Source organism: Vibrio sp. 1-Bac 57 (assembly GCF_037546855.1).
Taxonomy (GTDB): Bacteria; Pseudomonadota; Gammaproteobacteria; order Enterobacterales; family Psychromonadaceae; genus Psychromonas.
In genome coordinates this window covers 78,381-91,267 of sequence record NZ_JALAAC010000014.1, presented here as the reverse complement: position 1 = coordinate 91,267, position 12,887 = coordinate 78,381, and the positions used below count along the sequence as shown (strand labels likewise).

General features: G+C 37.0%; 15 protein-coding genes and 1 pseudogene. 2 read left to right on the top strand and 14 right to left on the bottom strand.

Going from position 1 to position 12,887, the window contains the following annotated elements:
- Positions 1-136: 136 nt before the first annotated feature.
- From ispG to MT391_RS10975, 7 genes are all read right to left on the bottom strand, one after another.
- Positions 137-1,246 carry a flavodoxin-dependent (E)-4-hydroxy-3-methylbut-2-enyl-diphosphate synthase gene (gene ispG, locus MT391_RS11005; protein WP_166369796.1) on the bottom strand — a complete coding sequence of 370 codons (1,110 nt, stop codon included), beginning with the start codon at positions 1,244-1,246 and terminating at the stop codon, positions 137-139.
- 290 nt (positions 1,247-1,536) lie between these two features.
- A complete protein-coding gene (locus MT391_RS11000; RefSeq protein WP_499498019.1) occupies positions 1,537-2,124 on the bottom strand; it encodes a helix-turn-helix domain-containing protein in 588 nt (195 codons plus the stop codon).
- A complete protein-coding gene (gene pilW / locus MT391_RS10995) occupies positions 2,117-2,899 on the bottom strand; it encodes a type IV pilus biogenesis/stability protein PilW (protein ID WP_166369792.1) in 783 nt (260 codons plus the stop codon). The genes MT391_RS11000 and pilW overlap by 8 nt, the downstream gene beginning before the upstream one ends.
- A gap of 144 nt (positions 2,900-3,043) precedes the next feature.
- The gene (gene rlmN, locus MT391_RS10990) at positions 3,044-4,162 is read right to left on the bottom strand and encodes a dual-specificity RNA methyltransferase RlmN (protein ID WP_166369790.1); all 1,119 of its coding nucleotides are present in this window, start codon (positions 4,160-4,162) and stop codon (positions 3,044-3,046) included.
- Between the two features lie 228 nt (positions 4,163-4,390).
- On the bottom strand, positions 4,391-4,621 hold the full coding sequence (locus MT391_RS10985; RefSeq protein ID WP_166369788.1) for a FeoC-like transcriptional regulator: 231 nt from the start codon (positions 4,619-4,621) through the stop codon (positions 4,391-4,393).
- An 11-nt stretch (positions 4,622-4,632) separates the two neighbouring features.
- Positions 4,633-6,924: a Fe(2+) transporter permease subunit FeoB gene (gene feoB / locus MT391_RS10980; protein WP_499498017.1), complete on the bottom strand. Its 2,292-nt coding sequence runs from the start codon at positions 6,922-6,924 to the stop codon at positions 4,633-4,635.
- 1 nt (position 6,925) lies between these two features.
- Positions 6,926-7,150, bottom strand: a complete 225-nt coding sequence (locus MT391_RS10975) for a FeoA family protein (RefSeq protein ID WP_166369784.1) — start codon at positions 7,148-7,150, stop codon at positions 6,926-6,928.
- 230 nt (positions 7,151-7,380) lie between these two features.
- Here MT391_RS10975 and yciH point away from each other — a divergent pair, with 230 nt between their 5' ends.
- A complete protein-coding gene (gene yciH, locus MT391_RS10970; RefSeq protein WP_166369782.1) occupies positions 7,381-7,707 on the top strand; it encodes a stress response translation initiation inhibitor YciH in 327 nt (108 codons plus the stop codon).
- A gap of 119 nt (positions 7,708-7,826) precedes the next feature.
- Here yciH and MT391_RS10965 read toward each other — a convergent pair whose 3' ends face one another.
- The 7 genes and pseudogenes from MT391_RS10965 to coaE all read right to left on the bottom strand — a co-directional run bounded on the left by MT391_RS10965 (position 7,827) and on the right by coaE (position 11,885).
- Positions 7,827-8,171 (bottom strand): HopJ type III effector protein, encoded by a 345-nt coding sequence (locus MT391_RS10965; protein WP_299664045.1) that lies wholly within the window; start codon positions 8,169-8,171, stop codon positions 7,827-7,829.
- Between the two features lie 233 nt (positions 8,172-8,404).
- Positions 8,405-8,892: pseudogene (locus MT391_RS10960) on the bottom strand (GGDEF domain-containing protein).
- A gap of 271 nt (positions 8,893-9,163) precedes the next feature.
- Positions 9,164-9,388 (bottom strand): hypothetical protein, encoded by a 225-nt coding sequence (locus MT391_RS10955; protein WP_499498015.1) that lies wholly within the window; start codon positions 9,386-9,388, stop codon positions 9,164-9,166.
- A complete protein-coding gene (locus MT391_RS10950) occupies positions 9,364-9,903 on the bottom strand; it encodes a hypothetical protein (RefSeq protein ID WP_499498013.1) in 540 nt (179 codons plus the stop codon). The genes MT391_RS10955 and MT391_RS10950 overlap by 25 nt, the downstream gene beginning before the upstream one ends.
- 336 nt (positions 9,904-10,239) lie before the next feature.
- Positions 10,240-10,434, bottom strand: a complete 195-nt coding sequence (gene yacG, locus MT391_RS10945) for a DNA gyrase inhibitor YacG (protein ID WP_499498011.1) — start codon at positions 10,432-10,434, stop codon at positions 10,240-10,242.
- Positions 10,435-10,484: 50 nt separating this feature from the next.
- The gene (zapD, locus tag MT391_RS10940; RefSeq protein ID WP_166369774.1) at positions 10,485-11,216 is read right to left on the bottom strand and encodes a cell division protein ZapD; all 732 of its coding nucleotides are present in this window, start codon (positions 11,214-11,216) and stop codon (positions 10,485-10,487) included.
- 54 nt (positions 11,217-11,270) lie between these two features.
- A complete protein-coding gene (coaE, locus tag MT391_RS10935; RefSeq protein ID WP_499498008.1) occupies positions 11,271-11,885 on the bottom strand; it encodes a dephospho-CoA kinase in 615 nt (204 codons plus the stop codon).
- A gap of 121 nt (positions 11,886-12,006) precedes the next feature.
- Between coaE and nadC the strand changes: the two genes are divergently transcribed.
- Positions 12,007-12,861 carry a carboxylating nicotinate-nucleotide diphosphorylase gene (gene nadC / locus MT391_RS10930; RefSeq protein WP_499441449.1) on the top strand — a complete coding sequence of 285 codons (855 nt, stop codon included), beginning with the start codon at positions 12,007-12,009 and terminating at the stop codon, positions 12,859-12,861.
- The last annotated feature ends 26 nt before the right edge of the window (positions 12,862-12,887 follow it).

Sequence of the window (12,887 nt, the reverse complement as noted above, 5' to 3'; positions counted from 1 at the left end):
TGGAACAATACTGCAGAGGTTTGCCGCGTTTAAGGTAAATAAAAAGCCCAAATATTAAAAACAGTTGGGCTTATTACGAAGTTTTCACTAAAAGTGTTGATTAACACAGACTTAATTTATTAAGCTCCGGTTATTTTTAACCTTTAACGATAATGTTACTTTGGTCAGTACGGCTGATACGAGCACGAATTTTTGCTTCAAGCTGGTCAATCACGTTGTCATTATCAAAGCGATCACGCTGGCGTGTTCCATCTTCATAAAAACCACTTTTGTTTTTGCCGCCAGTAATACCAATGTCAGATATTAATGCTTCACCAGGTCCATTTACAACACAACCAATGATCGATACATCCATCGGCATGACTACGTCTTCTAAACGTTCTTCTAAGGCATTAACCGTTGCAATCACATCAAACTCTTGACGAGAACAGGTTGGGCAAGCAATAAAATTAATGCCACGGCTACGAATGCGTAAGGATTTTAAAATATCGAAACCTACTTTGATCTCTTCTACCGGATCAGCAGCTAATGACACTCGCAATGTATCACCAATGCCTTGCGACAATAACATACCAAGACCTACCGCTGATTTAACGCTACCGCTACGTAAACCGCCGGCTTCAGTGATACCAAGGTGTAGAGGTTGAATAATTTGCTTTGCTAATAGTTGATATGATTCAACGGCTAATAGTGCATCAGATGCTTTTACGCTGACTTTAAATTGATCAAAGTTAAGGCGATCTAGAATGTCCACATGACGTAACGCAGAGTCCACTAATGCCTGCGCAGTCGGTTCACCATATTTCTCTTGAATATCCACCTCTAAAGAACCACCGTTAACGCCAATTCGAATAGGGATATTTTTATCACGTGCACAATCCACAACACTGCGGATTCGTTGCTCATTACCAATATTGCCAGGATTAATGCGTAGGCAATCTACACCGTACTCAGCCACTTTCAACGCAATACGATAATCAAAGTGAATATCGGCTATCAAAGGAATGTTGCACTGCTTTTTAATTTCACGAAACGCTTCAGCCGCATTCATAGTAGGAATAGAAACTCGCACCATATCGGCACCAACCGCTTCTAAGCGTCTGATTTGTGCAACGGTTGCATCCACATCTGTTGTTAACGTGTTAGTCATTGATTGCACGGTAATTGGTGCACCACCACCCACAGGGACATTGCCCACCATGATCTGTTTAGATACGCGGCGTATTATCGAAGAGGTATGACTCATTGTAATTACTCTTTAAAGTTAAAGGTTCAAGGTGATACGTTAGTATATCGCTTTTATTGTCGAATTATTATGACTGAATTATGACTGTACGAAGTGACAATTAGTTGCTTACTCGCACCAATTTAACATCATTTAATAGAAACTTCGCCGCAATATAGATTGCGCTAATTTTAGTTGAAATAGAGCCGCTCCTGCAAGTATTAACTAACGACTTTTCATTCACATATTAGTGCGTCTAATATTATTTATTAGTTAGATTGGTAGTCGCTATTGCTCTATCTTGCTGATCATTACTGTGCGCTTTCTGTTTCAACACTTTGTTCATCAGCTGTCACAGGTTGCGCTATCGACTCAGCCGGCAAAGTATCTTGGTCATTAAACAAAGGCTCATTTTCATCAGATTGTTCAGGCAAGCGCATCTCTCTATTTTCAGTTATAACACCTGGTTTTACCATAGAAAACAAAACAGAATAATTCCAAAACACAGCCAATCCTGTGGCGGTGAGTAACATCAGTAGGAAGATTGTCCAGAGCACTTTTTTTGCTGAGCTTTTTTTTGCCCTGAGAATATGCGGACTTTTTAAGGTTGTTACACGTTTTTCAGGGTGTATTAATTGTTGGTATTCAGGATAAGATTTTAGATCAGTCACCCCCACCATTTTACTGTAATTGGCAATATAACCACGTAAATAAATGATCGGGTATCGATTTTCAGCAATCACTTGCTCTAAATTATTTTCAATATCTAAAATAACGGTTTCTTTCAAATTGAGTTTAAGAGCAAGCTCATCAATAGATAAATTAGCCGCTAATCGACTTTCTTTAAGAACTTTATCGAGTGTCATTGTCGTTTCCATCTGTAGAGTTTGATCAGTCATAGTGCTCATTATTTAAATAGCTCAAAGCTTGTTGAGAGGTAGGAAATTTATCTAAAAGTTGTGCCGAATATCTTGCTAAACTTGCTTTTTTGCCGGAAGCATAACTCAAACGAACCCATTGCCATAAGCTTTCTGCCGTTGCAGGTGAGCTACGTTGAAAGGTAAATAAGTTGATTGCAGCCGCTTTATAATTTTTTTCAGTAATATTTAACTTAGCTAAAGATAAATTAATACCAATACTATTAGGGCTATGTGATAAAGCATAACCATAATAGAAAATGGCTTTCTTATTATCTTTTGCCTCTTCTGCACATACGGCCGCATTGGAGTAAGTACGGGCAACGCGCGTGTAATGTGGTAATGAAATTGCTTTTAAGAAAGCCTCTTCTGCTTTTTCATACTTACCTTGTGCGCATAAGAAAGTACCATAGTTATGATAAGTATCGCCATTATCATCATCTAAGGCTAAGGATTTTTTATAAAATTGCTCTGCTTTATCGTTTTCGTTTACTTTTTGATAATAATAAGCGTAGATACGAAAGACTTTGGCACTATTAGGTTGGTATTTTAAGGCGGTATCAAGATTTTCTTTGGCTTGCTGCATCTGCTTGTTTTCTAGATATAACAAAGCTAATTTTAAACGTGTATCCGCAGCGCGTTCAGGATTAAAAGCCATTTTTTGACCGTTGGGGCTATTAATGGTTTTAGTTGTTTCGCTTGAGACACAAGCTGAAATAAAAAATAAAGAGACTAAGCTAATCAATATAAAACGCATAAATTCCTCAAGAACGAAAAGTCGTGCAGGAAATGTCTTTCAAGCATCTCTATTGTGAAGTAACTTGTTGTTTGATGCATGCTTTTTTTAACTGTTCTTGAACTGGATCGTCTTGTTCAAGAACAGAATTTAGGCTTTCTGTTATTAACTCTGTTGAATATTGATGTTTTCGCCATGTTGGCGTTTGTTCATGGTGCGCTTAGTACGGTCAATAACATCACCCACTAATTGCCCACAAGCAGCGTCGATATCATCACCGCGTGTTTTACGCACGATCACCGTATAACCATACTCCATCAACACTTTATTGAATCGGTCAACACGACTATTACTTGGTTTAGTATAGTCATTACCAGGGAATGGATTAAATGGGATCAAATTAATTTTACACGGCGTATCTTTTAATAAATGCGCTAACTCGTGAGCTTGATCCGTAGAGTCATTAACGTGATCTAATAATAAATATTCCACGGTCACTTTACCCCGGTTTGCATTCGACTTACTAATATAACGTTTTACACCCGCTAAGAAGTCGGCAATATCATATTTGTCATTAATAGGCATCATTTTAGAACGTAGCGCATCATTTGGCGCATGCAATGAAATCGCTAATGCCACATCAATACGGTCGCCTAAAATATCTAACGCAGGTACAACACCCGATGTAGATAATGTTACGCGACGTTTCGATAACGCATAACCTAAATCATCTAACATTAATTCCATTGCAGGAATAACGTTGTTTAAATTTAATAACGGTTCACCCATTCCCATCATTACCACGTTGGTAATAGGTCGAGTTCCACTTTCACCCATCACACCGATAATTTTAGCTGCTCGCCATACTTGGCCGATAATTTCAGACACGGTCAAGTTACGGTTGAATCCTTGCTGAGCTGTAGAGCAGAAATCACAGGCTAGAGCACAACCTACCTGTGATGAAACACATAACGTAGCACGATCTTTTTCAGGAATGTAAACAGTTTCAACCTCTTGGTTACCTACTGTCATTGCCCACTTAATAGTGCCATCTTCACTGCGTTGTTCAACTTTAACTTCAGGCGCAATTATCTCTGCACGTTGCTTTAATTTTTCACGCAATGCTTTATTAATATTGGTCATTTGATCAAAATCTTCACAACCAAAATGGTAAATCCATTTCATTACTTGTTCGGTACGAAACGGTTTTTCACCCATTTCGGTGAAAAAATCACGTAAACCTTGACGGTTCAAATCTAACAGGTTTACTTTTTTCTGACTCATGGAATGCCTCAACTAGACTAATTCTGGTATAAATTCGGAGGTGGATTGTACATATTTTGAATAACTGATGCTAGTCACAAATTTTAACTAAAAAAATACCTGAGCAAGTTACTGCATCAGGTAATTGTTGTGTAAGGTTTATTACCAAAATAATAAATTTAAAAGTTATGATCAGCGAAACAAGCTTAAACACCCTATTTCTGTTATTAAGCGGCTTATATTGTGTGGCTATAATAACGTTGTCATAGGGATAACTTGTTGTTTATGCCAACTATAGAAAACCTGTGGTGGTAGTTTATCACCGCGTTGATTGACTGTTTTTTGTATATGTCCTGCTCGGATCAGTATTTCAATCATCGGTGCGAGTCCATTTTTTTGTAATCTGAAATGCTTTAATATTGTGCCTTCTTCGACACGTTGTTGCGTTTCAATATAGTCAGATAAACGTTTTAAAATCATGTTTTACTCCTTTACACCAAAGATTGTTTAGAAGTAATAGAGACATCAGCCAACAAATTGCCTTTTAGTTTTAATTTATATAGCACGATTAAAATAATCAAAGCTGAACCTAATAGGTAAGCTAAGCTCGCCATTGGGTGCAATACAAAAGTTGCCATTTGATAATAAGCAACCGACACAATGTAAGCGATAGCGGTAGACCAAACGGCGATAAATCGTGCCCAGTTCATCCCAACTTCTCTGACGATCGCTCCCATAGCGGCAGCACAAGGTGCATAAAGTAGAATGAACAGCAGGTAAGCAAAGGCCGCTTCTTGGCTCACAAAGGCTTGCTGAATGTTGCCATAAATAGTCAGGTCAACACCTTGCTCATCTGCTGCAGTAGCTAAATCTCCTAATTCCCCGACATTTATACCTAATGGATCGCTAACATCAATGCCCATAAGGTTTTCAGGAATAGTGGCCAATGCTTGATTAAGCTTTTCTAATAAACTTAATTCAGCTTCAGTGCCTGCTGTCTGACTTGAATAGAGATTATTGAGCGTGCCTACCACGGCCTCTTTAGCAAATATCCCCGTGACGATACCTACCGTTGCAGGCCAGTTATCGTCATTAATACCCAGTGGCGATAAAATCGGTGTGATAATCTGCGCCCCTTGGCTAAGCAATGAGCTTTCACTATCCTGATGACCAAAACTACCGTCAATACCCACAGAATTCACTACGTTAAGTAATGTCACCACTAAGACAATGGTTTGCCCAGCACCAAATATAAACCCTTTAAGTTTTTGCCAGGTTTTAATTAAGGTATTTTTAATCGTCGGTAATTCATAATCTGGAATTTCTAAAAACATATTTTCGCTTTTACCAGGTAAAATCGTTCGACTTAATACGTAGCCCGTCAATACCGCCACTAAAATACCGATTAAATACAGTAGAAAAACAATATTCTGACCTTGGTCTGGAAAAAACGCACTGGCAAATAAAGCATACACAGGTAACCGAGCACCACAGGACATAAACGGAGACATGATCACGGTTAATAAACGTTCACGCTCTTTCTCTAAGGTTCTTGCCGCCATCACAGCCGGTACTGTACAACCAAAACCAACAATCATCGGCACAAAGGATTTACCCGGTAAACCAATAAATTGCATTGCACGGTCAATAACAAAAGCCGCTCGAGCAAGATATCCTGAGCTTTCTAAGACGGCTAAAAACAGATACAAGCAAGCAATCACAGGAATAAATGTCATGACGGTTTGAATGCCATTTCCAACCCCATAAGCGAGGACATTAATAAGCCATTCAGGTGTATTCACAAGACTCAACCACTGCGCAGTTTGATCTACAAACAAGGCACCTGCAGCAATGTCAAAGAAATCAATAAATGCACTACCAATATTGATAGAAAACATGAACATCAAGTACATCACTAATAAAAATACAGGAATACCAGTGAATCGATTTAAGGTAATAGCATCAATTTTTTCTGTTAGAGTTTGGCTAAGGTGCCCTTTCGTTCTGACTGCTTGTTGTGTTAGTGCATAAATAAAAGTGTATCGTACATCTGCGACTTGCAAATCGATATCAATCGCCAATGAATCTCGCAGTTGTTGAATACTCTGTTTCTCTTGTTGATTAAAGCCTTTTAGTATTGAGTGGTCATTTTCAATACATTTAATGGCTAATGCTTGTGGTTTTAAGCGAGTATTAGCAGGGAATAATTGCGATGTTTGTTCGATGACAGGGCTTAATTGAGGACCATAATCAAGCGAGAAATCATTACTTAGAGCAGTTAAATCCAGTTCCATAAAAGTGCGTTTTAATTGCTTTATTGCTTGTTGATCATGCGCCGATAATGACACCACAGGACAACCTAATTGCTTACTGAGAGCTTTCTCATTAATCACTAAGTGTTGTTTATCTGCAAGGTCCATCTTATTGAGTACCACTAATACCGGCAACCCCAATTCCAATAGTTGTAAGGTTAAATATAAGCTTCTTTCTAAGCAACTCGCATCAATAATATTCATTACAATATCAGGTTCACTTTGCATCATGTACTCAAATGCAACGCGTTCGTCTAGTGATGATCCAAACTGGTCATGATCCAGATTATAAATACCCGGTAAATCAATAATTTTAACGGATTGCTGTTTATCTAAATTAAAATGCCCCGTTTTTTTCTCAACCGTTACACCACTCCAGTTACCCACTCGTTGATTACTACCAGTGAGCGCGTTAAATAACGTTGTTTTCCCTGAATTAGGGTTGCCAATAGTTGCGATATTTAAGTTCATTTTAGCGCTCCACTATGATTTGATTAGCGATGCTTTTACGTAACGCGATAGAACTGTTTGCACAGCGAATTGCAATCGGATCCCCCATCGGAGCAACACGTAATAATTGTATTTTTGCTTTTGGTAAAAAGCCTAAATTGAGTAATTTTTTGCGCATCATAGGCTCAATAGCATTGATGTTCACAATACTTGCCATTTGGCCTATTTTTAATTCAGATAATACCATTTTTATACCTCACCACTGCTGCACTGAATGCATCAATCAATGCTTGTTACTAACTAACAAGGTAATACAAACTATTATCATTAACAACGTAAAGTAGACTAAAATGGCCGCTATAAACAAGACTCTTGTTTTAGATCAATTTGTCACCTTAAATGAGCTTTGTATTGATTTTTGCATCTACCGTATTAACCGGTATAAAATAGATAAAAATTGAATAGGTAGGGATGATGATGGATTTTGGTGATTTAAATTTAGTTTATTCTACAGACGGTGGCAAAGTAGAAAAAAGCAAGCAAAAGCAGGTTGCACCTGAGGGTGACGGCATTATTCGTCTACATCGTGAAACTAAAGGACGTAAAGGTAAGGGAGTGACCTTGATTAAAGGTTTGCAACTGGACGATAAAGCCATTAAAGCATTGGCAAAAGAGATTAAAAAGCGAACAGGGTGTGGTGGTACAGTTAAAGATTTTGTGATTGAAATCCAAACCGATCAACGTGACATTATTAAATCGGTATTAGAAAAACAAGGTTACCAAGTTAAGTTAGCAGGCAGTTAAGCGTTGTTTTTACCCTGTAATACGCTACAAAAATGGGGTTATGAATTAACCCCATTTTATTGCTTTTTTTATTACAGCTTGATACTTCTGTTACTCATTAAATAACAGCAATCATCACCTTATAAAGGCTTTAATGCCACACTATCAAAATTAATACCCGCCCAACCATTGGCCATAAATTGACGAATATTCTGATGATCCGTAGCATCTGGATGACCTAAAACATGGTCGCGATAATAAACACCAAAACAAGCCAAGGTCTGTTCTTTAGATAAGTTATTTAATTGTGCAAATGAAAAAATCTTACATGAGCCTGCATTTTCGCCAGCAGCGTTTTTTTGTTGCCCATTACTAAACGACGTTTCAGTAAAGTTATAATTTTCTTCAATAACAGCCATTGTATCCGCAAACTCAATCACTTGTGGTTGTGTCTGCAATTTTTTTATAAAGTCTTGTAACGTCATTATATTCCCTTTTTTTATCTACGATGTTGCTTCAATGTTTGTTCAATATTTATTGAAATACATAATATCTGTTTCAATAGCATGTTTTGATCATGACCTTGAATATACTTTGAATCAAGTTAAGCTTTTATAATTAAAATCTAACCGTTAATAAGTTGAATAGGTGAAGTAAAAAAAATGAAGTGCACAAATGAATAATAATAACTATTCACGTGGTCTGTAATAATAATTATTTATATCTGATCAAAGCGATTTGAGAGATAGGTATAATCATTTTCAATATATTGTACCTGATTACGTCCATTCTGTTTTGCAGAGTAAAGTGCTTTATCAACTATCCCCATAATCTCAGTAACACTTTCAACTTCAGGAACAATCATTGCAACACCGATACTTAATGTAACTGCTACCGACTTATTGCTATCGTTCATAACAATACATGCCTGCACTGCTTGCCTGATACGTTCAGCGACAATATGCGCGTGTTTAAAATTGGTGTGCGGTAATAAAATAATAAATTCATCCCCCCGATTCTGGCAAAAATATCTACACCACGCAATTTGTCAAAGCACACTTTTGTAAAAGCAACCATTACTCGGTCACCTGTAGCATGTCCATGCGTATCGTTGATTACTTTGAAACGGTCAATATCCAGAGCAAAAATAGCTAGGTCTGTTTCATATCGATGCACTACCTCTAATTCTTTTTTAGCTTGCAACATAAAACCACGCCGATTTAATGTTTTAGTAAGCGGATCTGTCTGTGCTGACAATAATAGGTTTTTTGCTTGATCAAGCTTTTTCCAATGATTCATGAGCAATAAAATTGACATAATCAATAAAATGCTCACAACACAGAACATCATCAGTGTTTTTAAATACCAACTTTGTAACCAATCTTCGTTGGCTTCACCCACTAAAACATAAAAAGGTAAAGTATCTACTTTGCGCAACCCATAAAATCTGTTCTGATTATCCAGTGGAGAGAGATAGTTAAATGTCATTAAAGTTTGACGCTTGGAAGCAATATTTAGCCGCAACTTCCCCTTTAACTTGTACCCCGATTTTTTCCGAAATATTGGGGCTTCGAGCCAATAGCATCATATTACTATCTATTACAGCAATTACAGCAATTACAGCAATTACACCGTGTTTATCTAATGTGACTTGTTCAATGAATGTTGAAAATAAATTTAGCTCCACCTGAAAAGCAACCACCCCAGCCACTTTTTTGAGCCTCCACGAAAGGCGCGACTCTGCACTACACCAATGTTACCAGTAGTGCTAATAAAAGCAGGTGTCACAACTTGTCCAGAGTTTTCATCATTTTTGTGCTCAACACACCAGTCTCGTTGGCTTCCATCAAAGCCCAGTGAAGATAATCGCGGAGGATAATTATAAGCATGAGTAAGAATACAATTTTTATCTGCAGTACCCACACCAGTATAATAATTAGGTAAAGTTTGTAGTTTGGAGGTGAGAAATTTGGTGCTCGCTTGTTGCTGTTGAGGATCCGGGTGAGGGTAAATCAAATCATCTGAAGAGAGATGACTCATTATATCTAATAGGACGTAATCTGATGCTTGAAACTCTCCTTTTAGCCATTCAGTAACCAGGAAGCTGGTATTGGCTATACGCGAACGAACTGCTTCTTTCTCCTTTGTATACCCTGCATAGGCGCCATATAACGCATAGCTCAGAATTAACAAACAAAATAAAATACAATAAAACACAATAAACTTCGTCTATATTCGTTCATAGGTCCCCTTTTTGAATAGAGCCATATACCGACTACTGTACGACTACATTTCTCTTAAGATACTAAATCAGCAAACCTTGATGTAAAAAATACTAAGCATAAAATACTGATCATAAAGGTGAAGCGCTGATGGATATTTAATGAATGTTTAGGATGGACTGTAAACATTCAGAATGTACCCTAAGTTACGCTAGCATTCTGAATTTTTACAGTATTAAGTTTTGATTTTTTTTTGGTAGTATAAAATATTTTGTTGATTCGATTAAAAAAGAAGTTTTTCTAATCATTTATTAACAATAAATAGTTTTATTTAATCTTCCTCAAAATAAATCGTTTTATTTTGAGGAAGATTCTCGGGGCTTACTGATTCCCCTTTAATGCGTTTTTCTTCGTCGGCCCATTCACCTAAATCAATAAGCTGGCAACGTTTAGAACAAAATGGACGGTACAAACTTTGTTTATCCCAAACAACTTGTTTTTTACAAGTTGGACAATTAACTTTCATCGTTCTTCCTTACATATTTAATCTTTTATTTTAACTTTAATCGCTTTTTGTTAACAAAAAATCTGTTCAAACTCTATATAATCAGCGTGACTATTTTCAGCATTGGCATTCATAAAACGAACCGAATAACGATGTTTATGCCCTGATATCATAGGATATACCTGTAGCGCAGGATCCACATTAATGATAATAAACAAGGCATGTTCAACTTCACCTTGGTAAAAAGCATTTTTAGCACGCTGTTTAGACTTAATACCTTGATGACGTTTCATTTTCAAAAATAATGTTAACGCGCGTTCTAATACATCAAAATGTTCAAACCATTTTTGAGCATCTGCTTTTTGTACCGAAATAGGCTGTGCTTGCCAGAAATGAAACTGCGGTAAATCAAAGTTACAACAACCACCTGGAATGAAAAAACGTTGTTTTAACGATGTTAAAAAACGACTATCTTTAAAGAATTTCAATTGTTTTGACATTACTAATAAGGTACTAATCAATTCACTTATTTCTACCATTAATGCCTTAATGGCTTCAGTGTCTGCCTGCTCCCAAGCCAACCATGATTGCATATCTTCTAATAAAGCGCGTAAGTCTTTAATTAAATCATGTCGAATATCACTGCGGTCACTTAATTCTATTAATTCAAATAATGATTTGAAATAGGCAGTAGCATCACTTTCATGATCCAAACCCATGCTTTGTTTAATTTGTAAAAAAAGTGACTCAAAGCGTAAGTAACAACGACTTTTTTCTGTTAGGGGGTATTCAAAAGAGATCATAAAATAGTCTATTTATTTGTTTTGTAAAAAGTAAGGTTACATTAAAAGGCATAACTAAGAATTAAATGTCTTCTTTTTTAGGGATAAAAATTTCAAATGTAACGATTTAATTTGTTGTTTTAAAGCCACGCGATCAACACTAGTGTTGTCAATAACATAATCAGCCTGTTGTAAGCGAAGCGAACGGCTAATCTGCGCATCCATAATGGCTTGAATTTGAGATTTTGAATTGTCGTCTCGTTGCATTGCTCTCTCGATTTGCAATTTTTCGTCTACATCAACGACTAGCGTATAGTCAGTATATTGAGTCAGTTTATTTTCCAGTAATAATGGCGCTTCCAACATCACATATTCACTCTTAGCCATGTTTAGTTGAGCTAATAATGTATCCCGAATAATGGGGTGCAATAATGCATTTAACCATTGTTTTTTAGTTTCAGATTGAAAAATAAGTTTCCTCAGCTTAGCTCTATTAAGTTCGCCTGCAGCATTTAAGACATCGCGGCCAAAATAAAGTTCAATTTCAGCTAATGCAGGTTGTCCAGGTTCAACTACCTGCCGAGCAACTTTATCTGCATCAACAATATCTATTCCTAAAGCGGTAAATTCTTTTGCTACGGTTGATTTCCCGCTGCCAATACCGCCAGTTAAGCCAATAATCACTTGCATTATATCTTCTCTTTATATTGATCTGTATCTCTTATTTTATAAGAGTTAAGCATTAAGGTCATTGGTATTCAAAGGCCATTAGGGTAATATTTCATTTTTTATCCCCGTCTGGAAATTTACCATGATTGAACAAGAAATTGCACAAAGTGTTAGCTTAGCGTTAAACGAAGATTTAAATGGATTATCAGCAGCTGAAGGTGACATTACCGCTAATTTAATTCCTGAAGATAAACGCTCAAAAGCGACAGTAATTACACGTGATGATGCAGTTTTCTGTGGTAAGGCTTGGACCCAAGAAGTATTTCGCCAATTAGGTGATCAAGTGACTATCACTTGGCATGTTAAGGACGGAGATTTTGTACTCGCTAATAGCCCGTTGTTCACATTACAGGGGCCAGCAAGAACGTTATTAACAGGCGAACGTACAGCATTAAACTTTATTCAGACGTTATCTGGTATCGCAACAACTACCAAGTACTACTCAGACTTAATTGCTTCAACTCAATGTAAATTATTAGATACGCGTAAAACATTACCCGGTTTACGCAATGCCTCTAAATATGCTGTGGTATGCGGAGGTGGTTTTAACCATCGCATTGGCCTTTACGATGCCTACTTAATTAAAGAAAACCACATTATGGCCTGTGGTGGCATTAAACAAGCAATAACAGTTGCTAATCAACAACACCCTGAACGTTGGGTAGAAGTTGAGGTGGAAAGTATTGATGAACTTAAACAGGCATTAGATGCAGGTGCGCAACGTGTTATGTTAGATAACTTCAGCATTGCAATGATGTTAGAAGCTGTAGCCATTAATAAAGGTAATTCACGTCAAGCAGACTTAGAAGTATCAGGCAATGTAGATAACACGACTATTTTAAGTTATGCCGAAACCGGCGTTGACTATATTTCTGTAGGTGCATTAACTAAACACGTACATGCTGTCGACTTATCAATGCGCTTTATCCAAGAATAAAAAATAACCTAACTGCTAAAAACTTC

Bases quoted from the DNA above. Each gene is read 5' to 3' on its own strand.
- yacG (WP_499498011.1), bottom strand. From the start codon at position 10,434: ATGAAAGTTAATTGTCCAACTTGTAAAAAACAAGTTGTTTGGGATAAA.
- pilW (WP_166369792.1), bottom strand. From the start codon at position 2,899: ATGCGTTTTATATTGATTAGCTTAGTCTCTTTATTTTTTATTTCAGCT.
- nadC (WP_499441449.1), top strand. From the start codon at position 12,007: ATGATTGAACAAGAAATTGCACAAAGTGTTAGCTTAGCGTTAAACGAA.
- MT391_RS10965 (WP_299664045.1), bottom strand. From the start codon at position 8,171: ATGACGTTACAAGACTTTATAAAAAAATTGCAGACACAACCACAAGTG.
- ispG (WP_166369796.1), bottom strand. From the start codon at position 1,246: ATGAGTCATACCTCTTCGATAATACGCCGCGTATCTAAACAGATCATG.
- coaE (WP_499498008.1), bottom strand. From the start codon at position 11,885: ATGCAAGTGATTATTGGCTTAACTGGCGGTATTGGCAGCGGGAAATCA.
- yciH (WP_166369782.1), top strand. From the start codon at position 7,381: ATGGATTTTGGTGATTTAAATTTAGTTTATTCTACAGACGGTGGCAAA.
- feoB (WP_499498017.1), bottom strand. From the start codon at position 6,924: ATGAACTTAAATATCGCAACTATTGGCAACCCTAATTCAGGGAAAACA.
- MT391_RS11000 (WP_499498019.1), bottom strand. From the start codon at position 2,124: ATGACTGATCAAACTCTACAGATGGAAACGACAATGACACTCGATAAA.
- zapD (WP_166369774.1), bottom strand. From the start codon at position 11,216: ATGATCTCTTTTGAATACCCCCTAACAGAAAAAAGTCGTTGTTACTTA.
- MT391_RS10985 (WP_166369788.1), bottom strand. From the start codon at position 4,621: ATGATTTTAAAACGTTTATCTGACTATATTGAAACGCAACAACGTGTC.
- rlmN (WP_166369790.1), bottom strand. From the start codon at position 4,162: ATGAGTCAGAAAAAAGTAAACCTGTTAGATTTGAACCGTCAAGGTTTA.
- MT391_RS10975 (WP_166369784.1), bottom strand. From the start codon at position 7,150: ATGGTATTATCTGAATTAAAAATAGGCCAAATGGCAAGTATTGTGAAC.